Here is a 23,393-nt window from a genome sequence, read left to right as displayed (position 1 = left end):
GCGATGAAGCGAGAGGTGCTCGCGGCGGGTGCCGCGGTCGCGGCGGCCGCGGCGCTGGTCACCGGGTGCAAGAGCGGCAGCGGCGGCTCGTCCGGCGGCAGCGTCGTCGGAGTCGACTACCCCCGGTCGGACTCCGACTTCTGGAACTCCTACATCAAGTACGTCCCGCAGTTCGGCAGGCAGGACGGCCTGGACCTGAAGACCACCAACTCCGAGAACGACATCGCCAAGCTGACCGCGAACGTGCAGGCCCTCATCGGGCAGGGCGTGAAGGGCGTCGCGCTCGCCCCGCAGGACACCGCGGCGGTGGCGCCGACGCTGGACCAGCTGAAGCAGAAGAAGATCCCGGTGGTCACCGTCGACACGCGCCCCGACAAGGGCGACGTCTACATGGTGGTCCGCGCCGACAACCGCGCGTACGGCGAGAAGGCCTGCGGGTTCCTCGGCGACACGCTCAAGGGCAAGGGCAAGGTCGCCATGCTGGAGGGCGACCTGGCCTCCATCAACGGCCGGGACCGCACCGAGGCGTTCAACCAGTGCATGTCCCAGAAGTACCCGGGGATCAAGGTCATCGGCCTGCCCACCGAATGGAAGGGCGACGTCGCGGCCAACAAGCTGCAGACCGCGATCGCCGCGAACCCGGACCTGAACGGGATCTACATGCAGGCCGGCGGCGTCTTCCTCGCCCCGACCCTGAACGTCCTGAAGCAGAAGGGCATGCTCGTCCCGCCGGGGAACCCGAAGCACGTCACGATCGTGTCCAACGACGGCATCCCGGAGGAGCTGAAGGCGATCGCGGCGGGGCAGATCGACGCCACCGTCTCCCAGCCGGCCGACCTGTACGCGAAGTACGCGCTGTACTACGTCAAGGCCGCCATCGACGGCAAGAAGTTCGCCCCGGGCAGGACCGACCACGACTCGACGATCATCGCGCCGCGGCCCGGCCTGCTCGAGGACCAACTGCCCGCACCCTTGGTCACCAAGGACGGCGCCTACGCGGGCTCGCTGAAGGCGTCGGACCCGCAACTCTGGGGCAACCAGGTCAAATGAGCCTCTCCGCCAGCGCCGCGGCCGGCGTCCGGCCGGTCGCGGCGGCCCACAGGATCAGCAAGCGGTTCGGCGTGACCGTCGCGCTCGACGACGTGTCCCTCGCCGTGGGCGACGGTGAGATCCACGCCCTCGTCGGCCGCAACGGCGCCGGGAAGTCCACGCTCGTCTCGGTGCTCACCGGCCTCATCCCCCCGGACTCCGGAACGGTCGAGTTCGGTGGCGAACCGGCCCCGCCCCTCGCGGACCGCGAGGCGTGGCGGCGGCGGGTCGCCTGCGTCTACCAGAAGCTCACGATCATCCCGTCCCTGTCCGTGGCCGAGAACCTGTTCTTGAACAGGCAGGGCGTGAACAGGCAGGGCCGTGGCCTGATCTCCTGGGGCTCGCTGCGCCGCCGCGCCCGCGAGCTGCTGGACACCTGGGAGGTCGACGTCGACGTGCGGGCGCCGGCCGAGCGCCTCACCGTCGAGCAGCGGCAGCTCGTGGAGATCGCGCGGGCGCTGTCGCACGGGTCGCGGTTCATCGTCCTCGACGAGCCGACCGCCCAGCTCGACGGCCAGGCGATCGAGCGGCTGTTCGCCCGGATGCGCTCCCTGCGGGAGTCCGGGGTGACGTTCCTGTTCATCAGCCACCACCTCGACGAGGTGTACGAGGTCTGCGACACCGTCACCGTGATGCGCGACGCCCGGCACATCGTCACCTCCCCGGTGGCGGAGCTGCGCAAGGAGGCGCTGGTCACCGCGATGACCGGCGAGGCCACCGGGCTAAGCGACCTCGGCGCCGGCCGGCCCGCGCCGGCCCGCGACGCCGCGCCCGCGCTGACCGTCACCGGCCTCGGCACGCCGGGCGACTTCGAGGACGTGTCGCTGACCGTGGCGCCCGGCGAGATCGTCGGCCTGGCCGGGGCCGGCGGCTCCGGCAAGATGGCCGTCGGCGAGTCGATCGTCGGCCTGCGCCGGGCGGCCCGCGGAACGGTCGCGATCGGCGGTACGACGCCCCGCCCCGGCAGCGTGCCGGCCGCGCTGCGGGCCGGCCTCGGGTTCGTCCCGCAGGACCGGCACAAGGAGGGCCTGGTCCCCGGCCTGTCCATCGCCGAGAACGCCACGCTGACCGTCCCCGAGCGGCTGGGCCGCTTCGGGATCGTCGGGCCGCGGCGGCGCGGCGAACTCGGCGCCCGGGCCATCGCCGACCTGGACATCAAGGCGGCCGGGCCGGAGCAGCCGGTGTCCGCGCTGTCCGGCGGCAACCAGCAGAAGGTCGTCATGGCCCGCGCGCTCGCGGGCGATCCCCGGGTGCTGGTGCTCCTGCAGCCCACCGCGGGGGTCGACGTGAAGGCCAAGGAGACGCTGCTCGGCACGGCCGTCGCGGCGGCCGCCGGCGGCACGGGCGTTCTGGTCATCTCCGACGACCTCGACGACCTTCGCCCCTGCGACCGGGTGATCGTCCTGTTCAAGGGCGCCGTCGTCGCCGAGCTGCCGAGTGGCTGGGACGACCACGAACTGATCGCCGCGATGGAGGGCATCCGTGACTGAGACACCCACGGCCATGGCCGCGCCGGCCCGCGGCCGGACCACCGCGCCACGGCTGGCACGCCTGCGCGACCTCACGCTGGTACCGGCGATCATCGTGATCGTCATCGTCGGTTACCTGGTCAACCCGGTGTTCCTGCACTGGGACAACCTGGTCAACGTGCTGCAGCAGCAGTCGGAGATCTCGCTGCTCGTGCTGGCCGAGGCGCTCGTCCTCATCTGCGGGCGGATGGACCTGTCGCTGGAGTCGACGTTCGGCCTCGCGCCGGGGGTCGCGGCCTGGCTCGTGCTCGCGCCCGGCATCACGCACGGCACCGGCTGGCTGCCCGGCGCCTGGTCGATCCCGGTCACGCTCGCCGTCGGCGCCGTCATCGGCTGGATCAACGGCCTGCTGATCGTACGGTTCCGCCTGAACGGCTTCATCGTCACGCTGGGCATGCTGATCGTGCTGCGCGGCCTGCTGAAGGGCATCAGCGGCGGCAAGACGTTCTTCAACCTGCCGTCGTCCATGGTCTACCTGGGCAACGCCGTCTGGCTCGGCCTGCCCGCGTCGATCTGGATCTGCCTGATCCTGTACGCCCTGGCCATCGTCGTGACCGGTTACACCCGCTTCGGCCGGTCGCTGTACGCCATCGGCGGCAACGCCGACGCGGCCCGCGCCGCAGGCATCCGCGTCGACCGGGTGCTGTGGACCACGCTCGTGCTGGCGAGCCTCCTCGCGGCCCTCGGCGGCCTGCTGCTCACCGGCCGGCTCGCCTCCGTGGCGGCCGGCCAGGGCAACGGCGCGATCTTCACGGTGTTCGCGGCGGCGGTCATCGGCGGCGTGTCGCTCAATGGCGGCAAGGGCACGATCTTCGGCGCCTTCACCGGCATCCTGCTGCTGTACCTGATCCAGAACGTGCTCACGCTGGCCGGCGTCCCGGGGCAGTGGCTCGACGCGCTCAACGGTGCGATCATCCTGATCGCGCTGATCATCAGCAGGATCACGTCGGGCCAGGCACAGGAGTAGCAGTGGAACGCCGCAGACTCGGAAGGTCACCCGTCGAGGTGACGACGCTGTCGTTCGGCGGCGCGGCGATCGGCGGGCTCTACGCCCCGGTGTCCGACGCCGACGCCACCGCGGCCGTACGCCGCGCTCAGGAGCGCGGCATCGGGTACTTCGACACCGCGCCGCACTACGGCGCCGGGCGCGGCGAACGCCGCATGGGCGCCGCCCTGACCGGCGAGTACGTCCTGTCGACCAAGGTCGGGCGGCTCCTCGTCCCCCTCGGACCCGGGGAACCGCCCGAGCCGGAGGGGTTCGCCGACCCGCCGCCGTACCGGCGGGTCTGGGACTGGAGCGCCGACGGCGTCCGCCGGTCCCTGGAGGAGTCGCTGAAACGTCTCGGCGCCGACCGGGTGGACGTCGTCTACCTGCACGACCCGGACGACCACGAGGAGGAGGTGTACGCGACGGCGTACCCGGCGCTGGCCGCGCTCCGCGACGAGGGCGTGGTCGGCGCGATCGGCGCCGGGATGAACCGGACCCCCATGCTCACCCGGCTCGTCGAACGCCTCGACCTGGACGTCGTGCTGTGCGCCGGCCGCTACACCCTCCTCGACCGGTCGGCCGAGGAGGACCTGCTGCCCGCCTGCGCCCGGCGCGGCACCTCGGTCGTCGCCGGCGGCGTCTACAACTCCGGGCTGCTGGCCGGCGGAACCACCTACGACTACGCGCCGGCCCCGCCCGAGCTGCGGGAACGCGTCGCCCGGCTGGAGCGGATCTGCGCCGAACACGGCGTGCCGCTGCGCGCGGCGGCGCTGCGGTTCCCGCTCCGGCACCCGGCGGTGGCGAGCGTCCTCGTCGGCTGCCGCAGCGCGGCCGAGGTCGACGACAACGGCGACCTGTTCGAACTGGAGATCCCCGAGACGCTCTGGGAGGCACTGTGACCGACGTGGCGCTGGTCGACGCGCACCACCACCTGTGGGACACCGACCCGGTCGAGCTCGAGCACGGGCGAGGTCGAGGACCTGCCCGTCCGGCCGACGACCGGGACGCCGTGCCCGGCGCGACGGCCCGCCGCGGGTACGGACTAGGTTGAGTGTCATGCGGGTCGCACTCTTCGTCACCTGCGTGAACGACACGCTCTTCCCCGACACCGGGAAGGCGACCGTCCGGCTGCTGGAGCGGCTCGGCTGCACGGTCGACTTCCCGATCGAGCAGACGTGCTGCGGGCAGATGCACTTCAACACCGGCTACCGCGACGACGCCCGGCCGCTGGCCCGCCGCTTCACCGCGACGTTCGACGGCTATGACGCGGTCGTGGTGCCGTCCGGGTCGTGCGCCGCGATGGTCCGCGAGTGGTACCCCTCGCTCGGCGTCACGCCGCCGGCCGGCGTCTACGAGCTGTCGGAGTTCCTGGTCGACGTGCTCGAGGTCACCGACGTCGGCGCGTACTTCCCGCACACGGTGACCTACCACCCGACCTGCCACTCGCTCCGGTCGCTCAAGGTCGGCTCACGGCCTTTCGACCTGCTCTCCCACGTGCGCGGGCTCACCCTCGTACCGCTGGGCGGCGCCGAGGAGTGCTGCGGGTTCGGCGGCACCTTCGCGCTCAAGAACGCCGCCGTGTCCGCGGCCATGTGCGCCGACAAGGTCCGCAACGTGCTGGACACCGGCGCCGAGGTGCTCTGCGCCGCCGACAACTCCTGCCTCATGCACATCGGCGGCTCGCTGACCCGCCAGCGCACGGGCGTCCGCGTCCTCCACCTCGCCCAGATCCTCGCCTCGACCGAAGGAGATCCGGCATGAGTGAGCGGAGCGGGCGAGTCATGAGCACAGCGTCTCTGGTCACTTCTCCGACGAAGGAGGACACATGACGGCCACCTTCGTGGGGATGCCGGCCTTCCCGGAGGCGGCGACGCGGGCGGTCGGCGACGCGCAGCTGCGCCACAACCTGCGCAAGGCCACCCACACGATCCGCGCCAGGCGCGCGGCCGTCGTCGGTGAGCTGCCCGACTGGGCCGAGCTGCGCGCCGCGGGCGCGGCGATCAAGGACCGTACGCTCCGGCACCTCGACGTCTACCTGGAACGGCTGGAGTCCGCGGTCACGGCCGCCGGCGGCCACGTGCACTGGGCCGAGGACGCCGCCGAGGCCAACCGGATCATCGTCGACCTGGTCAGGGCGACCGGCGAGACCGAGGTCGTCAAGGTCAAGTCGATGGCCACCCAGGAGCTCGAGCTGAACTCCGCGCTGGCCGCCGCCGGCATCCGCGCGTACGAGACCGACCTCGCCGAGCTGATCGTGCAGCTCGGCGACGACCTGCCCTCGCACATCCTGGTCCCGGCGATCCACCGTAACCGCGCGGAGATCCGGGAGATCTTCAGCGACCGGATGGCCTCTTGGGGCCGTCCCGCGCCCGAGGGCCTGAAGGACGATCCCCGCGCCCTCGCCGAGGCCGCCCGGCTGCACCTGCGCGAGCGGTTCCTTCGCGCGAAGGTCGGCATCTCCGGCGCCAACTTCGCGGTCGCCGAGACGGGCACCCTCGTCGTCCTCGAGTCCGAGGGGAACGGCCGGATGTGCGTGACGCTGCCCGAGACGCTCATCTCGGTGGTCGGCATCGAGAAGCTCGTGCCGACCTGGCGGGACCTCGAGGTGTTCATGCAGTTGCTGCCCCGCTCGTCGACGGGGGAGCGGATGAACCCGTACACCTCGATGTGGACGGGCGCGACGGAGGGCCAGGAGTTCCATCTGGTCCTCGTCGACAACGGCCGTACGTCGGTGCTGGCCGACCGGGTCGGCCGCCAGGCGCTGCGCTGCATCCGCTGCTCGGCCTGCCTGAACGTCTGTCCCGTGTACGAGCGGACGGGCGGCCACGCGTACGGCTCGGTGTACCCCGGGCCGATCGGCGCGATCCTCACCCCGCAACTGCGCGGTCTCACCGGGCCGCTGGAGGAGTCGCTGCCGTACGCCTCGACGCTGTGCGGCGCGTGCTACGAGGTCTGCCCGGTCGAGATCAACATCCCCGAGGTCCTGCTCGACCTGCGCGCCAAGGTGGTGATGAAGGGCCACCACCGTGTGGAGCGCCTCGCGATGGGTGCCGCCCGTCGCGTCCTGGCCGACCCGAGGTGGCTGGCCGTGGCCCAGCGCTCGGCCGGCCGGCTGCGCCGCTGGACCCCGCGCCGCCTGCCCGGACCGCTGGCGGCGTGGTCGGACACCCGCGAGGTGCCCGTGCCGCCCCGCGAGTCGTTCCGCGACTGGTGGGCGCGGCGGGCGAGCGAGGAGGGGGATCGATGAGCTCCCGGGACCGGATCCTGGCCCGCGTCCGGGCGGCGCTCGCCGACGTCCCCCGCACGGAGGCGCCGGAGGACGCCGAGGTGCCGCGCGCCTACGACCGTGATCGGTCCGGCCCGGACGTCGTCGAGCTGCTGGTCGACCGCCTCGTCGACTACAAGGCGGTCGTGCACGAGGTCACCGACGTGGCGGCGGCGGTCGCGGACGCGCTGCGGAGGCGTGGCGCCCGCCGGGTCGCCGCGCCCGCCGGCGTCCCCGCCGAGTGGTTCGGCGAGGCGGAGGCGGTCCGGGACGACCCGGCCCTGTCCGCGGCCGACCTCGACGCCCTGGACGGCGTGGTCACCGGCTGCGCGGTCGCCATCGCCGAGACCGGCACGATCGTCCTGGACGGCGCCGCGGACCAGGGCCGCCGCGCGCTCACCCTGATCCCCGACCACCACCTGTGCGTCGTCCGGCGAGAGCAGATCGTCCGCACCGTCCCCGAGGCCCTCGAACGTCTCGACCCGTCCCGCCCGCAGACCTGGATCAGCGGCCCGTCCGCGACGAGCGACATCGAGCTCGACCGCGTGGAGGGAGTCCACGGCCCCCGCATTTTGGAGGTCCTCATCGTCCCGGCACGAACGGCCCGGTGACGGGCCGCGGCTCGGGTCGGTGCTGGTCACCGCTCTTCCAGCGGGGCGTCTTCGGTGCTGCCGTACATCGCCACCCGGTAGAACGCCGCGAGCGCGCCGTCGATGGGATGAGGCTGCGGCCTGCCCGAGGAGTCGAGTCGGTTCCACCTCTGCAGGTTCACCGCCAGGGACATCTGCCGCCTGCCGTCGGCGCGGGTCATGGCCAACGCGCCGGCACCCCAGACCGTGCCGCCGTGGCCCCAGAAGGTGCCCTGACCAGGAGCCTGCATCGGGTGCAGGCCGAGGCCGTAGTCGATCGTCTTCCCCTCTTGGGAGATGACCGGGACGGTGCGTTGCATCTCCGCCAGCGACGACCGGCCGACGATCTCGCCGGCGAGCAGCATGCCGAAGAAGCGGTTGAGGTCCGCGACGGTCGATATCAGCGAGGCCGCCGGCCCCACGAATGACATGTCATAGACGCTGTAGTCGCGCGGCGGGTCGATCATGCCCAACCACGCCTCGTAGATCCGCGAGTGCGGCCCGTCGATGTACGGCTCGGCCGGGAGCTCGGTGTCGCGGAGCCCGGCGCGCTCAATGACGTTCCGGGTGATGTACTCAACGGCCGTCGTGCCGGTCACCTGCTCCAGGAGTTCGCCGAGGAGCAGGTAGTTGGTGTTGGAGTACACCCCCGGAGTGCCCCCCGGCGTGCCGACGGCGGGTGCGGCGACCCCCATCTCGATCAGTTCGGTGGAGTGGAACCGGGTGAACCGGTGGTCGTCCAGGCTCTGCGGCCCGGTGTTCGCGAGGTCGGGGAACGCCTTGAGGGAGGGGTAGGCGTAAGGGAGGTATTCGGCGAGGCCGCTGGTGTGGTTGATCAACATGCGGATCGTGATCGCGTCACCGCGGTCGCCGGGTACCAGCCTCGGAAGGTAGTGGCCGATCGGCGTGTCGAGACCGATCTGACCGCTCTCGACCTGCTGCAGCACCGCGGCGGCGGTGAAGGTCTTGGTGATGCTGCCGACCCGGTGCCGCATGTCGGCGGTGACGGGACGACCGGTGGCGACATCGGCGACCCCGGCGGCACCGCGCCAGACCTGGTCGCCGTCACGCACCTCGGCGAACAAGCCCGGCATCCCGGCGCGGTGGACATTCTCCAGGGCGGCGTTCAGCTCGGCGGGATTCAGCGGGTTCTTCACGACATGTGTCCTCTCAGGTTCCGCAGGGCTTTCCGTGCGCGCCGTCCTCATTATGCACGCAGTGCGTGCAACGGCAAGTGCATCGATTATGCTTGAGCTCCGACGAGAGGGGTGAGATGACAGGTCGAAGGCGATGGTCGACCGAGGAGATCCTGGAGGCGGCGGCGGAGTTGCTGCGCACGAGCGACGCCGAGTCGTTCAGCGTGCGCAAGCTCGGCGCGGCGCTCGGGACCGACTCCTCCAGCCTCTACCGGCACTTCCGCACCAAGACCGAACTGCTGCGGGCGGTCGCCGACCGGATCCTCCTGGCCGCCATGGACGGCTACCGTGCCGAGGGCGACTGGAAACAGCGCATCACCGCCCTGGCCCTGCGCTTGAAAGAGGCCTTCGGCCGGCAACCGCAGCTCGCCGTGATCTGGGGACGCTACGCCTCAAGCGGCGCCGGGTCCCGGCTGGTCATGGAAGAGGTGCTGCAGGCCCTGCGGGCGTCCGGCCTGCCGGATGAGGAGATCCCGGCGCGCTACCACCGAATCGTGATCCTCATCGCCGCGTTGATCGCCTCCGAGGCCGGGGTCAGCACCATCGCCCCGAAGGAGTACGAACAGGGCGTGGAGCTGTTCCGCGTCGCGGTACTGGGCGCCGATCCCGAACGCTTCCCCGCCCTGGCCCACTTCGCCCGCGATCTCCGTCCCCTCGGGGCGGACCGCCACGCCGCGTTCGAAGAGCTCCTCGCCGCCCAACTCGCCCACATCGAGGCTGGAATCCCCTGACGCGGGGCGGTCATCCTGCCGAACACCGGTCGGGGCCGCCGCGCGGGCGATGCGGTGGGCATCGCCCCGGTCCGGCAGGTCTACTTGGCGCTGTCCTCGGCGAGGGTGTGGGCGACGAGGGCGTTGGCGTGCCCGTGTCCCAGCCCGTGCTCGGTCTTCAGCCAGGAGACGAGCTCCATGTGCTTGGTCAGCGGGGAGGAGCGGATCAGCTCCTTCCACTCGGCGATCGGGCGGCCGTACTTCTTCTCGATCGACGGGAAGTAGCTGGCGGGGCCCTTCACCGGTTCGGCCATGGCGATATGTCCGTTCTGTCCGTGCGTTGGAAGCTGGACAGTACCAGTGGAGGGCGATCGCTGGAGCGTGCTGTGCCTCCTCGCTCGGCAGCCGCCAGTGATCAGCGTTCCTTCGGTCACTCCGCCACCGTGCAGACCGTCCCGTTCAGGCGGAACGTCCCCGGGAGGACGTTCGGGCCGGTGTACGCCCCGACGAAGCCGATGTTGACGGTGGCGCCCGCGGCCAGCCTCCCGTTCGAGTCGAGGCTGGTGGCCTTGACGTCCCGGCCGTCCTGGGTCCAGGTGGCGTTCCAGCCGCTGCTCAGCTGCTGCCAGCCGGTCGGCCAGGTGAACGTCAGGGTCCAGCCGTCGATCGGGTCGGGGCCGTTGTTCGTGACGTCGACGCCGGCGACGTAGCCGCTGGCCCAGTCGTTCTGGTCGGTGAAGTGGACGGTGCAGGCACTGCTCGCCGGGCTGCCGGTGGTGAACGTGAGCGGCGGCGAGGCCCAGGACACCTTCCCGGCGGTGTCGCGGGCGATGACGTTCACCGTGTACCGGGTGCCGGGATCGAGGTTGCGGACCGTGAGCGAGGTGCCGGTGGTCTCGCCGAGTTCCTCGCTGATCGCGCCGTTCTGCCGGTACACCTCGTACTTGGCGACCGGGTGGGCGCCCGCGGCGGACGCCGGCCAGGAGATCGTCGCGGACCGGTCGGTGACCGCCGAGGCGGTCGGCCGCGCGGGCGTCGCGGGCGCTCCCGCGGGAGTGCTCGCCGGGTGCAGCACGAGCGTGGTCAGCGAGTACGGCGGCAGGGTCTGGCTCGTCGCGCTCCCGGTCCGCGCCGAGTGGACGGCGGTGTCGCCGTTCCCGAACGAGTACACGGTCGGTGCCGCGTCGGCCGGGGTGTAGCCGGCGTAGCCGATGCTCACCGGGTGCGCGTTGTCCGGGTCCTTGTTCACCAGCAGCACCGCGAGGTCCCCGTTCGGACGGCGCGCGGCGTGCGCGGTGACCAGGGCCTGGTCGGTGCCGGCCCGGACGAACTGGTCGCCGGGCCGGGCGAAGTCGTTCATCATGGACAGGCCGTGGTACGGCGCGAACGGCGTGTTGAGCGGCGGCTCGCAGGTCGCCCCGTCGGACGTGCAGCCGCCGCTGGAGAGCATGCCGAAGTCGCCGTAGTCGGTCTGGCCGGCCACCGTGGAGACCGTGCCGATCCCGTTGTGGACGTTCCACCAGTCGACCGTGAAGACGCCGTTCGCGAGCAGCCCGCTGTACGCGTCGGCCAGGAAGAGCGCGGCCGGCTGGGTGTCCTCGCCCACGCCCACGTTGGTCTCGGTGAGGCTGATGCCGATGCGGTCGGCGCCGTCCCCGGCGTACCGGGCGATCTGCCGCCGCAGCAGGTACATGGCGTCGTCGATCTGTTCCGGCCTGGCCAGGGCCTCGCCGGCCGTGGTGCCGCCCGGGTACCAGTGCACGTCCACGAAGTCGATCTTCGATCCGGCGATCGAGAGCACCGTCTGGTTCCAGTTCGCCGCGTCACCGTCGCCGACCACCGCGTCCGGCCAGTTCGCCGGCATGGTGAGCACGGCACCGACCTTGATCGTGGGGTCGACCGCCTTCATCGCGTCGGCGTACGCGACGACGCCGCCCGCGTACGCGGACGGGCTCTTGTCTGCGTGGTCGTCGGCCTCCCAGCCGGATCCGTAGTGGCCGTTTCCGTAGTTCTCGTTGCCGATCGTCCAGTACTTCGCGCCGTATCCCTTGGTCACGTTCGCGTACCGGACCCAGTCGGCCGCCTCCTCGGGCGTCCCGGTGCCGTAGTTGGCGATGACCATTGGCTGCGCGCCGACCCGCCGTACGGAGGCCATGAAGGTGTCGAAGTCGGTGTTCGGGGCGACGTAGCCGCCCGGCGCGGTGTTGGTCTTCCAGTGGTAGGTGTCCCCGTACGAACCGCCCGGATACCGGATCATCCGCACGCCGGCCGCCTGCAACCGGTCCGACACCGCGGTCGTGCCGAGTTCGGCGTCCCAGACCGCGTCATTGACGCCCAGCCCGGTCGCGGGCATGGTCGCCAGCCCCGCTCGCGCGTTCACGGTGACGTTCACGGGTGTGTCGGCCGCACTCGGGCCGGCCGAAGCGAGTCCGGCCGGTGAGACGGCCGCGACCAACGCTGTCAGCGCCGCGGCGACGGCGGGACGTAGGCGCATCCTCATCAGGGGTCCAATCACCGGTGATCAAGGTCGCCTCATGCTGAGATCCCACCTCGGCACTGTCAACGGACCTCAGGCGTGCCCGGTCCCCGCTGATATCCGGAGAAGTGAACGATCACTGGGGCGGTGGTGGCATCCCGCCTGGTACGGGAGCGGACGACCGTCGGTGGTTGCCGACCCCGGCCCGGACGACCGGAGTGGGCCGGGCATGAAACTTTCGCGCGTCACCCCAGGTCGCCGGGGCCACTCCGGCCAGGGCGTTGACCGTCTCGACACAGCGTCCTTAGCGTTCGCGTGTCCGGAATACCGGACGGAATCCCGGATACCGCGTGGGCCGTCCCACCCAGCCCGCCGCATCGTGAGGAGGACCGACGCGGTCATGAAGCTGAAGAGGAAGGGCGTGGCGACACTGCTCGCCACGCTGCTGGCCGCGGCCGGCGGGCTGGCGTCCATGCACAGCGCGTCGGCGGCGTCGCTGGTCGAGGTGACGAACTTCGGCAACAACCCGACGAACCTGCGAATGTACGAATACGTGCCGAACTCGGTCGCGGCGCACCCGGCGATCCTCGTGGTCTCGCACTACTGCACCGGATCGGGGCCGGCGATGTACTCGGGCCGTCCGGAGTTCCCCCAGCTCGCGGACAGATACGGCTTCATCATCATCTATCCCTCGGCGACCCGGAGCGGCTCGTGCTTCGACGTGTCGACCGCCGGCGCGCTCAAGCACAACGGCACCAGCGACCCGGCGGGCATCGTGTCGATGGTCCAGTGGGAGGAACAGCACCGTAACGCCGACGCGAACCGGGTGTACGCCACCGGCGAGTCCTCCGGCGCGATGATGACCAACGTGCTGCTCGGCGACTACCCCGACGTGTTCAAGGCCGGCGCGGCCTTCGCCGGGGTTCCGTTCGGCTGCTTCGCCACCACCGACGGCTCGCTGTGGAACAGCGCCTGCGCGAACGGCCAGATCAGCAAGACGCCGCAGCAGTGGGGCGACCTCGTCCGCGCCGCCTATCCGGGTTACACGGGGGCACGCCCGCGCATGGAGGTCTGGCACGGCACGGCCGACGCCACGCTGAACTACAACAACTTCGGCGAGGAGATCAAGGAGTGGACCAACGTGCTCGGCGTCAGCCAGACACCGAGTTACACCGACCACCCGCAGTCGTCGTGGACCCGCACGCGTTACGGAGGGACGGGCACCACCGCGCCGGTCGAGGGCATCAGCGTCCAGGGCGCCGGCCACGGTGTCTACCAGACCGGGATGGGCGAGCTGGCCCTGCGCTTCATGGGCCTCATCGGCGACGGCTCGACCCCTACGCCCACGCCGACCCCCACACCGACCCCGACCCCGACTCCGCCGGGCGGGCCGGGTCCCTGCGCGGTCAGTGACACGGTGAGCGCCTGGAACACCGGCCTGACCGAGAACATCACCATCACCAACACCGGCGGCTCGGCGATCAACGGCTGGTCCCTGGCCTTCACCCTGCCCGGCGGCCAGACGATCACCTCCGGCTGGAACGCCGGCTTCACCGGTTCGAGCGGCCAGGTGACCGCGACGAACGTCTCCTACAACGGCTCCCTGGCACCGGGCGCGTCGACCAGCTTCGGCTTCCAGGCCACCCACACCGGCGACACCGCCAAGCCGTCGGCCTTCACTCTCAACGGATCCGCCTGCACGGTCTCCTGACCGGAGGCCCCGAGAACGGCTGATCCCTGGCGCTCGCCGAGCGGAGACACAGGGCGACCGCCAGGGATCAGCGACCGTCCAGATGACCGCATTTTTGCTTGTTTCAAATGTGTATTTCGGTCATCAATAGGGCCGCTGGTCATGGTGCGGATTGAGCCCTGGGTCACTGTCGGGCCGAATCGCGGGATGAAACGATCACCCGAGTTTCGGCCTTTTCCCACCCCTATGTCCCAGGGAGAAAATGTGGCGCGTACCCCTGTTCGTGTCGCTTCAGTGCTGATTGCGGCCGGTGTCGTCGCGGCCGGCCAGCCGGCCGCCTTCGCCGCTCCGAAGGCTCCCACCGGTTCACCGAAGGTCGCGCCGCCCGCGACTTCGCAGGTCATCGAAGGCGGCCACCACTACAAGCTGCTCGCAGAGCCGCCGTCGGACGTCACCGCGGCGGCCCACGACTGGAAGACCATGTCCATCAAGGGCCAGAAGCAGAAGAAGAGCAACTGGTGTGGCCCGGCCGCGGCCGTCTCGGCCCTGACGTACCAGACGGGCGTCCGCATCTACTCGGACACCCAGAGTTATTTCGCGAAGAAGATGGCCACCGACAAGATCGGATTCACCTCGCCGATCGCGATGGGCCGCGAGATGACCAACTACATCAACTATTCGTGGAAGCGGAAGGGCACGAAGTACAAGGCGTACCGGAGCATCAAGAACGCGAACCTCTGGGACGGCGTGCGGGGCGCGTATTTCTACGGCAATGGGCCGGTCGTCATCACCGTGTACTCCAGGAAGAGCTGGTACCCGAAGGCGCCGAAGACCATGGCCCACTACGTGGTCATCTACGGCTTCGACGACACCACGAGCTGGGACGAGTCGACCTACCTCATCTGGGACCCCGCGTACGGCAAGCGCACGCTGAAGGCGACCCAGTGGCAGAAGATCGCCTACGCCGGCCAGTTCGTCGTCGCCTGGACGGGCCTCCCGTTCTGACGCGCGGCGACGGCTTGACCGGGGCTTGATCTCTGGCGTTCGCTGCGCCAAGAGAGCAGCGAACGCCAGGGATCAGCGGTCGAACCCCCGCTCTGGCGTGACGAAGAAGACGGCGCTCGTCGTGGCCGCCGACCCGGAGTCGTTGTCAGGTGGGACCCAAGTGAGGTGGATGTGTCGGCGACTATCGCTAAGGTTTATACGGTTGGCAGTGTTGACTCGGCAAGGGATTGTGTTAATGCAGCGGCACTTAGCCATACTGCTGCTACTTCGACACACTGATCGTTCTGTGTTTGGGTCAGAGTGGCCTTACGCCAGGCGGCGTTTCCGAGGTCCGTTGCGATCGTCGCCATCGAAACCCTCTCCACTTACCGGAATGACTCCGCGATCGCGCTAATGAGGTCGGCCGATTCGGCAATGCCCAGGGCTGATGCGCAGAGATGGTCGAATCCCAGAGTAGCCGCCTGTACGTCTGCTTCGCGGTCGAGGAAAAGCGTGCCCGCGAGGGTGTCGACGAAAACAACGTCGCGGTCCTGAGACTCCGGGAACGAGAAGATTCCAAACGAGCCGGGAAGCGACGCATGCGGACCGACGCTATAGGGAATCACCTGGATGGTGACATTGCAGTGACGCGCCTCTTCAGTGAGGTGTACGAGTTGCTCTCGCATGATCTCTGGACCGCCGATGACTCGTCGCAGCGCGGCTTCATCGAGTACGACCCAGAGAGCAAGGCGCCCATCCATGGAAAGGATCGCCTGGCGCTGCATGCGTAGCTCGACGCGGCGTTCGACTTCCGCTTCGTCGAGGTCGAGTGGTCCGCTGCGGGTGATGATGGTTCGGGCGTAGTCGGGGGTCTGGAGAAGGCCGGGGATGGCCAGAGCCTGGAAGATGCGAAGACCTGAGGCGGCGGTCTCCAGGTCGATGACGGTGGCGTACTCCTTGTCCAGCAGGTCGCTGTAGGGCTGCCACCAGCTCTTTTCCTTGGACCGGCGGGCGAGGGTGATGAGGCGATCGCGGGTCTCGCCGGGGCCTGCGCCGTACAGGTCGAGCATGGCGGCGACGTCGCTCCAGGTGACCGAGATGCGGCCGTTCTCGATGCGGGAGATCTTGGAGTTGGACGCCCAGCCGAGGCGTTCGGCGGCCTCATAGCTGGTAAGGCCGGCGGCCTCGCGGAAGCGGCGCAGCTCCGCGCCAAGCCGACGACGACGGGCGGTGGGGGATGTCTGTCGCATGCTGGGGCTCCTCCCAAAGAATCTTGGAGTTAACGACTCAAAGCAGTTGCAGGATTACGGACAGCTACCGCATGCTCATGGCTATGCAGGATACCGCTCTATGCCGCGTCATGCTGCGTCGATGGGCGGACAAGCTCCTCTTTCGGGGCTTGGTGGCCGTACCGGTCACCACCAGCTGCGGTACGGAGCTGCTGCGGGTGAACCGCGGCCGACGCGTGTTGTTCGTCGCGTGCGTGCTCACATCCGACGGTCGCTGGGCGTACATGTGGCAGCGGGGATATGCGCTGACCGACGACCGGCGCGCGCCGGTGATGATCCAGAAGGAGCTGGTGTGGTTCAGACGCTGACAGAAATCCTCCCCGGCACGCCGGATCAGGTCCGGAGGGTGCGGCGCATCGTCGGCGCCGCGCTCGGTGCCGCTCACCCATGCCTCGACGACGCCGTCCTGCTCTGCAGCGAGACGACGACGAACGCCATAACCCATTCCGACAGCGGGACGGAGGGCGGGACGTTCACGTTGTGCGTGGAGTACACCGACGCCTGGGTGCGGATCAGCGTCCGCGATGACGGTTCGGCCAGGCTTCCCTGCTGGTGCCGGGCCGGTCGCGATGCCACCAACGGGCGGGGAATCGAACTCCTGGACAATCTCGCCGACCGCTGGGGCGTCCTCCGCCAGGGCGCCGGCAACACCGTGTGATGCGAACTCGAGCAGTGCCCGTCATCGGCTCAGAGCCGCGAATCGCTTGGAGAGCCGGCCTCATGATTCGGGTAACTCAGTCCGGCCATGACGGGCTGGCTGTAGACGCCACACGCACAGGCGCTGAAGTCTTCATCGCCTACAGCCTCGCGCGGGTCATCCCGTGAGGGCTCAGCGCCTCTTACCGTCGACGAGCGCTCCGGCGGATCATCCTCCCGGAATGCTACTCACAGATCTCTGGCGTTCACTGAGCCAAGAGCGCAGTAGACGCCAGGGATCAGCGACCGGGCACGTATCTCTGACCGGTCCGCCGCTCCTCGGTTCTCAGGGGAGGGGTGGTGCCTTGCGGGCGGAGCCGCGGTAGGTGGCGGCGTCATAGCGGCGTTCGCCCTCGTCGAGTTTGGCGTGCGCGGCCTCGATCAGGTCGACGCCGAGCAGGTCGGCCAGCCGGACCAGGTAGACCACCACGTCGGCCAGCTCCGAACGCATTCGTCCCGCCGCCTCCGGATCGCGCATCACCCGAGCCGACTCCTCCGGGGTCAACCACTGCAGCTCGGCCAGCAGTTCGCCGACCTCACCGGCCAGTGCCATGGCGAGATTCTTCGGAGTGTGGAACTGCTCCCAGTCCCGTGCGGCGGCGAAGCCCCGCAGCCGGTCCGCCAGCTCTTCCAGTGCCGTCGTCACCCGCCCACCGTACGAGGTCCGCGACGGCCCGTCCTCGCCGCGAGGCGTACGGCACGGAACCCGGCCGGGCTCTGTCTCGTCCTACCGACATGGCGGTGATCTCTCGCCGGGTGGGTAGGGACCGGCCGGATCGCCCTCGAGACGGTGAGGTGGATGGATGCTGACACTGGCCGATGAGCTTCTGCTGCTGGCGCTGCGCGAGGAGGACGGCAGCGCCCTGATCGGGTCCGCCGAGCTGGACTGCGGGGTGGCCGGCGCGTTGCTGGCGGAGCTGGCGCTCGCCGAGCGCGTGCGGCTCGTCGACGGGCGTGTCGTCGCGGCCGACCGGTCTCCGCTCGGCGACCCGGACCTCGACGGTCTCTTGGCGAGCATCACGGCGGACGGCAAACCACGCAAGGCCGAGCAGTGGGTGAGCAGGACGCGCCGGGATCAGATCCGCAAGCGGCGGCTGGGCCGCCTCGTGGCGATCGGCGTCCTGGAGGAACGGGAGCACAAGTTCCTCTTTTTCAAGCACACCACCTTTCCGGAGCGCGATCCGCGACCCGAACAGGAGCTCCGCGCCCGGCTCCGGGCGGTGCTGGACGGCGCTCCGGCCGACGAACGGTCCGGCGCCCTGCTCGCGATCGTCCACGCCTGCCGTCTCGACCGGAAGGCGTTCCCGGACGTCGACGGGAAGGTCCTGCGTCGGCGCGTCAAGGAGATCACCGAGGAGCAGTGGGCGGGGCGGGCCGTGGCGAAGGTCATCGCGTCGATCCACGCGGCGGTGATGGCCGCGACGTCCGCGGCGGTCGTCGCGAGCAACGCGGCCACCATGTCCAGCGGCTGAGCGACTCGGAGCGCCCGGCGCCGGTCCGGAGGGCGGGACACGGGGCAGACTCAGTCCCATGAGGGAGCTCGCCGAGCTGCGGGTCGCGGAGTGGCAGCGGTTGCTCGCCGCGGCGCGACGCAGGCTGGAACGGACCGGCGGGGAGCCGGTCGGCTCCATCGGGCTGACCGACCCCTCTGACGCCGAGCGCCGGATCGTCGACCTGATCACCGACCGGTACCACGACGGGTCCAGGGCCCGCCGTGTCACCGTCTCCCTGGGCGAACTCGACCGCATGCTGCGCCGGGCGTACGGCACCGGCCTGCTGGCCGCGCTGGCCCGGATCGACGCGCCGGGGCGCACGGCGGGTATGGCCGCCGCGCTGCAGGCCGCGTTGCGGGGCCGGCACGCGGGCGAGGGGTGGTATTCGGCGTGGCTCGGCCAGGTCTCGCGGGACGGCACCGCCGCCCGGCTCGTACGGCAGGGGCAGGGCGACCTCCTGGCCCGGGCCGCGGCCGTACTGGACCGGCTGCCCGCCAGTGACGTGCCGCTCCCGGTGCTCGCGGAATGGGCGACCGGCGACGCGACGGCGCTGTACGCCACTCCGCTGGCCGACCTGGTGCTGCGGGCGCTGCGGCTCTGGCAGGGGGCGTCGCCGCCGTCCGACCGCGCGGCCGAGCGCAGGATCTGGAACGACGCCGGCGTCCTCGTCGACGACCTGACCAGCCAGGTGCTGGTCCTCAACCTGCACGTGGCCGAAGAGCACACGGTCGCCCGGTGGCTGGATGAGGCGGCGGTCGCGGGGTTGCCGTTCCGGGTCACGCTGCAGCAGCTGATGAGCGGTCCGCTGACGCCGCAGGCGCGGGAGATCTTCGTGTGCCAGAGTCCGGCGGTGGTCCGCGCGGCGGCCGCCCGGATGGGGGCGCGGTGCGCCGCGCTCGTGTGCACGGAGGGCCGGGCGTCCGTGGCCTGCCGCCGTCTCCTCACCGCGGCGGCGGTCGCCGGGGCGCGGATCCGGTGGCACGGCGACTTCGACTGGGCGGCCCTGCGCATGACGGCCGCGGCCGTCCACCGGTACGCCGCCCTGCCGTGGCGCATGGGCGCCGAGGACTACCTGGAGGCCGTGCGGATCGGCCGCGATCCGCTGCGCGGCGTCCGTGCCGCCACCCCCTGGGACGAACGCCTCTCGGCGGAGATGGCCAGGGCGGGACACGCGGTCCGCGAGGACCGCCTCGTCTCCGTCCTCCTCGACGACCTGGAGCCGGGCGCCGCCCTCTAGGTCCGGGGTCCCGGTTCGGATGGGGACCGCGGACTCTAGCCGGGACGGCCCGAAAAACCCATTCTTGGTACAGGGTCTTCGGCCACGGTTCGAAGACAGAGGGCCGCGTCGGTCCGGCGACGCGGCCCTCTTCTCATGCCTCAGCCCTCGTCGAGGGAGCCCTCCCAGGCCCACGCCAGGGCGCGGGGGAGTCCCCAGTGCCCGAGCGGGGTGAGGCGCCGGTGCTCGTCCAGCGCGCCGACGGCCTCCCAGACGGGCACGATCAGCTCGAAGCCCTGCTCGACCGGTTCGCGGTCGTCCGGGTCGTAGGAGCCCTCGATCTCCGGGCAGCGGTCCGCGTACGAGAACAGGTCCTCCGGCCAGGCCCGGGCGCCGACGCCGGCTCTGGCCAGGCCGATCACCGCCCCCGCCCAGTCGGCGTGCTGCAGGGTCATCAGCGCGCTCTCCTCGTGGGTGCCGAGCCCGGACTCGCCGTTCATGGCGATCAGCGCCCCGGCGGCCTGCGTCCACAGGATCTCGTCGTCGGCGGGCGGCCGCCCGCGCCAGCCGGCGGCCGCGGCCAGGTGGCGGTAGGGCCACTCCTTGAGCCCGCCACGGATGCTTTCGGCGGCCGGGCGCAGGTGCTCGGCGGGAACTGCGGTGGCAACCACCTCGGGCAGTGCGTCCCGGAGGATCTCCACCGCCGCACGGTCGGCCTCCTGCCACTCGCGCAGGAACTCGTCCGCGTCGAATTCGAGGAGGTCGTCGTACCCCTCCACTTCGCTCGTCGGGAGCCGTGTGACGTTGTCGTCCTTGTCGCTCACGACACGACTGTACTGGCGTTCCCGAGCGCTGATCGCAGGTTGCGGAACCCGCGGACGCACTAAGAGCCCGGACGCAGCAGCGGGAAGGTGATCGTTTCGCGGATGTTGCGGCCGGTGAGCGTGATGAGGAGCCGGTCGACGCCCATGCCGAGACCGCCGGAGGGCGGCATGCCGTACTCGAGGGCGCGCAGGAAGTCCTCGTCCAGGTCCATCGCCTCCGGGTCGCCGCCGGCGGCCAGCAGCGACTGCTCGGTGAGGTTGCGGCGCTGGATGATCGGGTCGATGAGCTCGGAGTACGCCGTGCCGAGCTCGAGACCGAAGACGATGAGGTCCCACTTCTCGGCGAGCCGCGGGTCGTCGCGGTGCGGACGGGTGAGCGGCGAGGTGGCGGCCGGGTAGTCGCGGACGAAGGTGGGCGCCTGCAGCGTGTGCTCCACCAGCGACTCGAACAGCTCCTGGACGAGCTTCCCCTGCTCCCACGCCGGGTCGTACGCGAGGCCGACCCGGTCGGCGTGCTTCTGCACCGTGCGCAGCGAGGTGCCCGGCGTGACCTGCTCGCCGAGCGCGTCGGACACCGAGCCGTACACCGTGATCTCGCGCCACGGCTCGCCGAAGTCGTACTCCACGCCGTCGCGGACCACCACGGTCGTGCCGGTCGCCGCGCGGGCCGCGTCGGTGACGAGCTCGCGGGTCAGCGCGGCCATCGTGTCGTAGTCGCCGTACGGTTCGTACGCCTCCAGCATCGTGAACTCGGGGTTGTGCCGCGGGGACACGCCCTCGTTGCGGAAGTTGCGGTTCAGCTCGAACACCTTGCCCGCGCCGCCGACGAGCAGCCGCTTGAGGTACAGCTCGGGCGCGATCCGCAGGAAGAGGTCCATGTTGTAGGCGTTCATCTTGGTGGTGAACGGCCTGGCCGCCGCGCCGCCGTGCACCGGCTGCAGCATGGGCGTCTCGACCTCGAGGAAGCCCTCCTGGCGCAGGCGGTCGCGCAGGGCCGTGATGACCTCGCCGCGCATCCGCAGCATGCGCCGGCTCTCGTCGCCCACGATCAGGTCGACGTACCGCTGCCGGACCCGGGTCTCGTCGGACAGGGCCTTGCCGGGTGCGCTGAAGCCGCCCGGGAGGGGGCGCAGGCACTTGGCGGTGAGGGTCCAGGAGGAGGCCAGCACCGACAGCTCGCCGGTACGGGAGGTGACGACCTCGCCGCGCACCCCGACCTGGTCGCCCAGGTCGATCAGCTGCTTCCAGGCCCGCAGGGCCTCGGCGTCGACGACGTCCGCGGCGAGCATCACCTGCAGGTCGCCGGTCTCGTCGCGCAACCGGGCGAAGATCAGCTTGCCGTGCTCGCGGGCGAGCATGACCCGTCCGGCGATCGCCACCTGCTCGCCCGTGTGCGTGTCGGGGGCCAGCTCCCCGAACCGCTCCCGGACCTCGGCCGCGGTCGCGGTGCGCTCGAAGCCGAGCGGGTAGGGCTCGATGCCGGCCTCGCGCAGCCGGTCGAGCTTGGCGTGGCGCACCCGCTCCTGCTCGGACAGGCGTCGCGTCGGAATCCGGGCGGCGTCCGCGGACTCCTCGATCTCCCTGATCCGCTCGACGAGCGCCGGGGACGGCGTGGGCGTGTGGAGGCGGGGACCGAACGGCGTCGGCAGGAAGCCCTCGGCCCGGGCCATGGCCAGGCCGATCCGGATCAGCTCGCGGTTCTGCTCGAAGCACACGAAGCGCGGCGTCCACACCGGGTTGTACTTGGCGTTCGCCAGGAACAGCGACTCGAGCTGCCAGAACTTCGAGGCGAAGGACAGCAGCCGGTAGGCGAGCCGGCTGACGGGCCCGGCGCCGATCGCCGAGCCGCGTTCGAACACCGAGCGCAGCATGGCGAAGTTCAGTGAGACCCGGGTGACGCCGATCACGGCGGCGTTCTCGGCCAGCTTGGCGACCATGAACTCGTTGAGGCCGTTCTCGGCGTCGCGGTCGCGGCGCATCAGGTCCAGGGACAGGCCGGGCCGGCCCCAGGGGACGAAGCTGAGCAGCCCGCGTCGCCGCCCGACGCCGTCGAACGCCTCGACCATCACGCAGCGCTCGTCGGTCGGGTCGCCCAGGCGGCCCAGCGCCATGGAGAACCCGCGCTCGGTGTGGCCGTCGCGCCACCGGTCGGCGTCGGCGATCAGCTCGGCCATCTCCTCGGCGCCGATCGCGCCGTGCCGGCGGACCCGGACGGTGTAGCCGGCCCGCTCCACGCGGCGGACGGCCTGCCGTACCTGGCGCATGTCGCGGCCCTCGAGGTTGAACTCGCGCAGGTCGAGGATCGCCTCGTCGCCGAGCTCCAGGGCGTCGAGCCCGCACCGGCCGTACGCGGCGGCGGCCCGCTCGCTCGCGCCGATCACGCCGGGGATCCAGGCGTGCGCGCGGCACTCGGCGAGCCACTCCTTGATGGCGGCGTCCCAGGCCTCCGGGTCGCCGAGCGGGTCGCCGGCGGCCAGGGAGACCGAGCCCTCGACCCGGTAGGAGATGCCGGCCCGGCCGTTGGGGGCGAAGATGATGTCCTTGTCGCGGCGGAGCGCGAAGTAGCCCAGGGAGTCCTGCTCGCCCCACTCGGCGAGCAGGGCGCGCGCCGGCAGCTCCTCGTCGGGCGTGAGGACGGCGAGCCGCTGACCGGGCCGGAACAGCGCCCACACCGTGGTCACGAGCAGGCCGCTGCCGAGCACGCCGAGGATGCCGTCGACCCAGCCGGGCACGTTGACGTGCAGTTCCTCGCCGCTGACGCCCGCGCCGAGGAGCGTCTGCAGGCCGGCGTAGACCAGGTGCGTCCACTCGGCGCCGCGCGCGTCGCGGTCGGTCAGGAAGACCAGGCTGGTGCCGATGACGCCGCCGACGATGAGCAGCCCGGTGAACACCAGGAGGGCGAGCCGCCGGTTGGCACGGTCCGGCAGGGCGGAGAACTGCCCGCGCGCGGCGACGAGCAGCACCACGACGAAGCCGAAGGCGACGGCCGTGGCCAGCTCGCTCCCGCCGCCGGCGAGGCCGGCGAGGGCCCACACGCCGAAGAACAGCAGGAAGAAGACGACGCTGATGCGCCAGGCGGCCTTCTTGCGCCGGCGGACGCCGACCGACAGCAGGATGAGCAGCAGGCCGTACGGGAGGCTGGAGTACCAGCCGAAGTAGTTGATCGAGCGCAGCACCCAGATGCCGGACAGCCACTGGATGAGCCCGGACGACAACCACGCCAAAACCGACAAAACCCCCGAAACCCGGAGGTACCAGAACAAGGCGGTAGGTACGGCCTCGACGACCCGCTGCCATGTCTGGGTCACCGTCGTCCTCA

The 23,393-nt window shown here is 70.8% G+C and carries 22 protein-coding genes; 15 read left to right on the top strand and 7 right to left on the bottom strand.

Annotation, left to right across the window (positions count from 1 at the left end):
• Nucleotides 1-3 precede the first annotated feature (3 nt).
• The 8 genes from AB0K82_RS34405 (at nucleotide 4) to AB0K82_RS34370 (ending at nucleotide 7,482) form a co-directional block, all read left to right on the top strand.
• Nucleotides 4-1,050 (top strand): sugar ABC transporter substrate-binding protein, encoded by a 1,047-nt coding sequence (locus tag AB0K82_RS34405; protein ID WP_364405092.1) that lies wholly within the window; start codon nucleotides 4-6, stop codon nucleotides 1,048-1,050.
• Nucleotides 1,047-2,579 (top strand): sugar ABC transporter ATP-binding protein, encoded by a 1,533-nt coding sequence (locus tag AB0K82_RS34400; protein WP_364405090.1) that lies wholly within the window; start codon nucleotides 1,047-1,049, stop codon nucleotides 2,577-2,579. The genes AB0K82_RS34405 and AB0K82_RS34400 overlap by 4 nt, the downstream gene beginning before the upstream one ends.
• Nucleotides 2,572-3,585 carry an ABC transporter permease gene (locus AB0K82_RS34395; RefSeq protein ID WP_364405088.1) on the top strand — a complete coding sequence of 338 codons (1,014 nt, stop codon included), beginning with the start codon at nucleotides 2,572-2,574 and terminating at the stop codon, nucleotides 3,583-3,585. The genes AB0K82_RS34400 and AB0K82_RS34395 overlap by 8 nt, the downstream gene beginning before the upstream one ends.
• A gap of 2 nt (nucleotides 3,586-3,587) precedes the next feature.
• Nucleotides 3,588-4,505, top strand: coding sequence for an aldo/keto reductase (locus tag AB0K82_RS34390; protein ID WP_364405086.1), 918 nt, complete (start codon nucleotides 3,588-3,590; stop codon nucleotides 4,503-4,505).
• The gene (locus AB0K82_RS34385; protein ID WP_364405085.1) at nucleotides 4,502-4,657 is read left to right on the top strand and encodes a hypothetical protein; all 156 of its coding nucleotides are present in this window, start codon (nucleotides 4,502-4,504) and stop codon (nucleotides 4,655-4,657) included. The genes AB0K82_RS34390 and AB0K82_RS34385 overlap by 4 nt, the downstream gene beginning before the upstream one ends.
• Nucleotides 4,658-4,662: 5 nt before the next feature.
• Nucleotides 4,663-5,367: a (Fe-S)-binding protein gene (locus AB0K82_RS34380; protein ID WP_364405083.1), complete on the top strand. Its 705-nt coding sequence runs from the start codon at nucleotides 4,663-4,665 to the stop codon at nucleotides 5,365-5,367.
• Nucleotides 5,368-5,431: 64 nt separating this feature from the next.
• Nucleotides 5,432-6,853, top strand: a complete 1,422-nt coding sequence (locus AB0K82_RS34375) for a lactate utilization protein B (RefSeq protein ID WP_364405081.1) — start codon at nucleotides 5,432-5,434, stop codon at nucleotides 6,851-6,853.
• Entirely contained in the window at nucleotides 6,850-7,482 is a 633-nt protein-coding gene (locus AB0K82_RS34370; protein WP_364405079.1) for an LUD domain-containing protein, read from the top strand. The genes AB0K82_RS34375 and AB0K82_RS34370 overlap by 4 nt, the downstream gene beginning before the upstream one ends.
• A gap of 26 nt (nucleotides 7,483-7,508) precedes the next feature.
• On the opposite strand, the gene AB0K82_RS34365 is transcribed toward AB0K82_RS34370, so the two are convergent.
• Complete coding sequence (locus AB0K82_RS34365; RefSeq protein ID WP_364405077.1) at nucleotides 7,509-8,657, bottom strand: serine hydrolase domain-containing protein; 1,149 nt, start codon at nucleotides 8,655-8,657, stop codon at nucleotides 7,509-7,511.
• A 116-nt stretch (nucleotides 8,658-8,773) separates the two neighbouring features.
• On the opposite strand from AB0K82_RS34365, the gene AB0K82_RS34360 reads away from it, so the two are divergent.
• Entirely contained in the window at nucleotides 8,774-9,427 is a 654-nt protein-coding gene (locus tag AB0K82_RS34360) for a TetR/AcrR family transcriptional regulator (RefSeq protein ID WP_364405075.1), read from the top strand.
• A gap of 80 nt (nucleotides 9,428-9,507) precedes the next feature.
• Here AB0K82_RS34360 and AB0K82_RS34355 read toward each other — a convergent pair whose 3' ends face one another.
• Both AB0K82_RS34355 and AB0K82_RS34350 read right to left on the bottom strand, forming a co-directional pair.
• Nucleotides 9,508-9,720, bottom strand: a complete 213-nt coding sequence (locus AB0K82_RS34355; protein WP_364405074.1) for a DUF4287 domain-containing protein — start codon at nucleotides 9,718-9,720, stop codon at nucleotides 9,508-9,510.
• 116 nt (nucleotides 9,721-9,836) lie between these two features.
• Nucleotides 9,837-11,900, bottom strand: coding sequence for a cellulose binding domain-containing protein (locus AB0K82_RS34350; protein WP_364405072.1), 2,064 nt, complete (start codon nucleotides 11,898-11,900; stop codon nucleotides 9,837-9,839).
• Nucleotides 11,901-12,282: 382 nt separating this feature from the next.
• Here AB0K82_RS34350 and AB0K82_RS34345 point away from each other — a divergent pair, with 382 nt between their 5' ends.
• Both AB0K82_RS34345 and AB0K82_RS34340 read left to right on the top strand, forming a co-directional pair.
• On the top strand, nucleotides 12,283-13,593 hold the full coding sequence (locus AB0K82_RS34345; protein WP_364405071.1) for a PHB depolymerase family esterase: 1,311 nt from the start codon (nucleotides 12,283-12,285) through the stop codon (nucleotides 13,591-13,593).
• 273 nt (nucleotides 13,594-13,866) lie between these two features.
• A complete protein-coding gene (locus AB0K82_RS34340) occupies nucleotides 13,867-14,577 on the top strand; it encodes a C39 family peptidase (protein ID WP_364405070.1) in 711 nt (236 codons plus the stop codon).
• Between the two features lie 365 nt (nucleotides 14,578-14,942).
• Here the strand turns inward: AB0K82_RS34340 and AB0K82_RS34335 are convergent, their stop codons facing one another.
• Entirely contained in the window at nucleotides 14,943-15,806 is an 864-nt protein-coding gene (locus AB0K82_RS34335; protein ID WP_364405068.1) for a helix-turn-helix transcriptional regulator, read from the bottom strand.
• A gap of 77 nt (nucleotides 15,807-15,883) precedes the next feature.
• On the opposite strand from AB0K82_RS34335, the gene AB0K82_RS34330 reads away from it, so the two are divergent.
• Both AB0K82_RS34330 and AB0K82_RS34325 read left to right on the top strand, forming a co-directional pair.
• Entirely contained in the window at nucleotides 15,884-16,153 is a 270-nt protein-coding gene (locus AB0K82_RS34330) for a hypothetical protein (RefSeq protein WP_364405066.1), read from the top strand.
• Nucleotides 16,138-16,503 carry an ATP-binding protein gene (locus AB0K82_RS34325; RefSeq protein WP_364405064.1) on the top strand — a complete coding sequence of 122 codons (366 nt, stop codon included), beginning with the start codon at nucleotides 16,138-16,140 and terminating at the stop codon, nucleotides 16,501-16,503. The genes AB0K82_RS34330 and AB0K82_RS34325 overlap by 16 nt, the downstream gene beginning before the upstream one ends.
• A 324-nt stretch (nucleotides 16,504-16,827) precedes the next feature.
• Here the strand turns inward: AB0K82_RS34325 and AB0K82_RS34320 are convergent, their stop codons facing one another.
• Nucleotides 16,828-17,187: a nucleotide pyrophosphohydrolase gene (locus AB0K82_RS34320; protein WP_364405063.1), complete on the bottom strand. Its 360-nt coding sequence runs from the start codon at nucleotides 17,185-17,187 to the stop codon at nucleotides 16,828-16,830.
• A 157-nt stretch (nucleotides 17,188-17,344) separates the two neighbouring features.
• Between AB0K82_RS34320 and AB0K82_RS34315 the strand changes: the two genes are divergently transcribed.
• Nucleotides 17,345-18,013, top strand: a complete 669-nt coding sequence (locus tag AB0K82_RS34315; protein WP_364405061.1) for a GPP34 family phosphoprotein — start codon at nucleotides 17,345-17,347, stop codon at nucleotides 18,011-18,013.
• A gap of 58 nt (nucleotides 18,014-18,071) precedes the next feature.
• Nucleotides 18,072-19,271, top strand: coding sequence for a TIGR02679 family protein (locus AB0K82_RS34310; protein ID WP_364405060.1), 1,200 nt, complete (start codon nucleotides 18,072-18,074; stop codon nucleotides 19,269-19,271).
• A gap of 140 nt (nucleotides 19,272-19,411) precedes the next feature.
• Here the strand turns inward: AB0K82_RS34310 and AB0K82_RS34305 are convergent, their stop codons facing one another.
• Nucleotides 19,412-20,074, bottom strand: a complete 663-nt coding sequence (locus tag AB0K82_RS34305; protein ID WP_364405058.1) for a hypothetical protein — start codon at nucleotides 20,072-20,074, stop codon at nucleotides 19,412-19,414.
• Between the two features lie 59 nt (nucleotides 20,075-20,133).
• Entirely contained in the window at nucleotides 20,134-23,382 is a 3,249-nt protein-coding gene (gene lysX, locus AB0K82_RS34300; protein ID WP_364405056.1) for a bifunctional lysylphosphatidylglycerol synthetase/lysine--tRNA ligase LysX, read from the bottom strand.
• Between the last annotated feature and the right edge of the window lie 11 nt (nucleotides 23,383-23,393).

The sequence above is a fragment of the Actinoallomurus sp. NPDC052274 genome (assembly GCF_040679475.1).
Classification (GTDB): domain Bacteria; phylum Actinomycetota; class Actinomycetes; order Streptosporangiales; family Streptosporangiaceae; genus Actinoallomurus; species Actinoallomurus liliacearum.
This window is presented reverse-complemented; position numbering and strand designations above follow the sequence as displayed.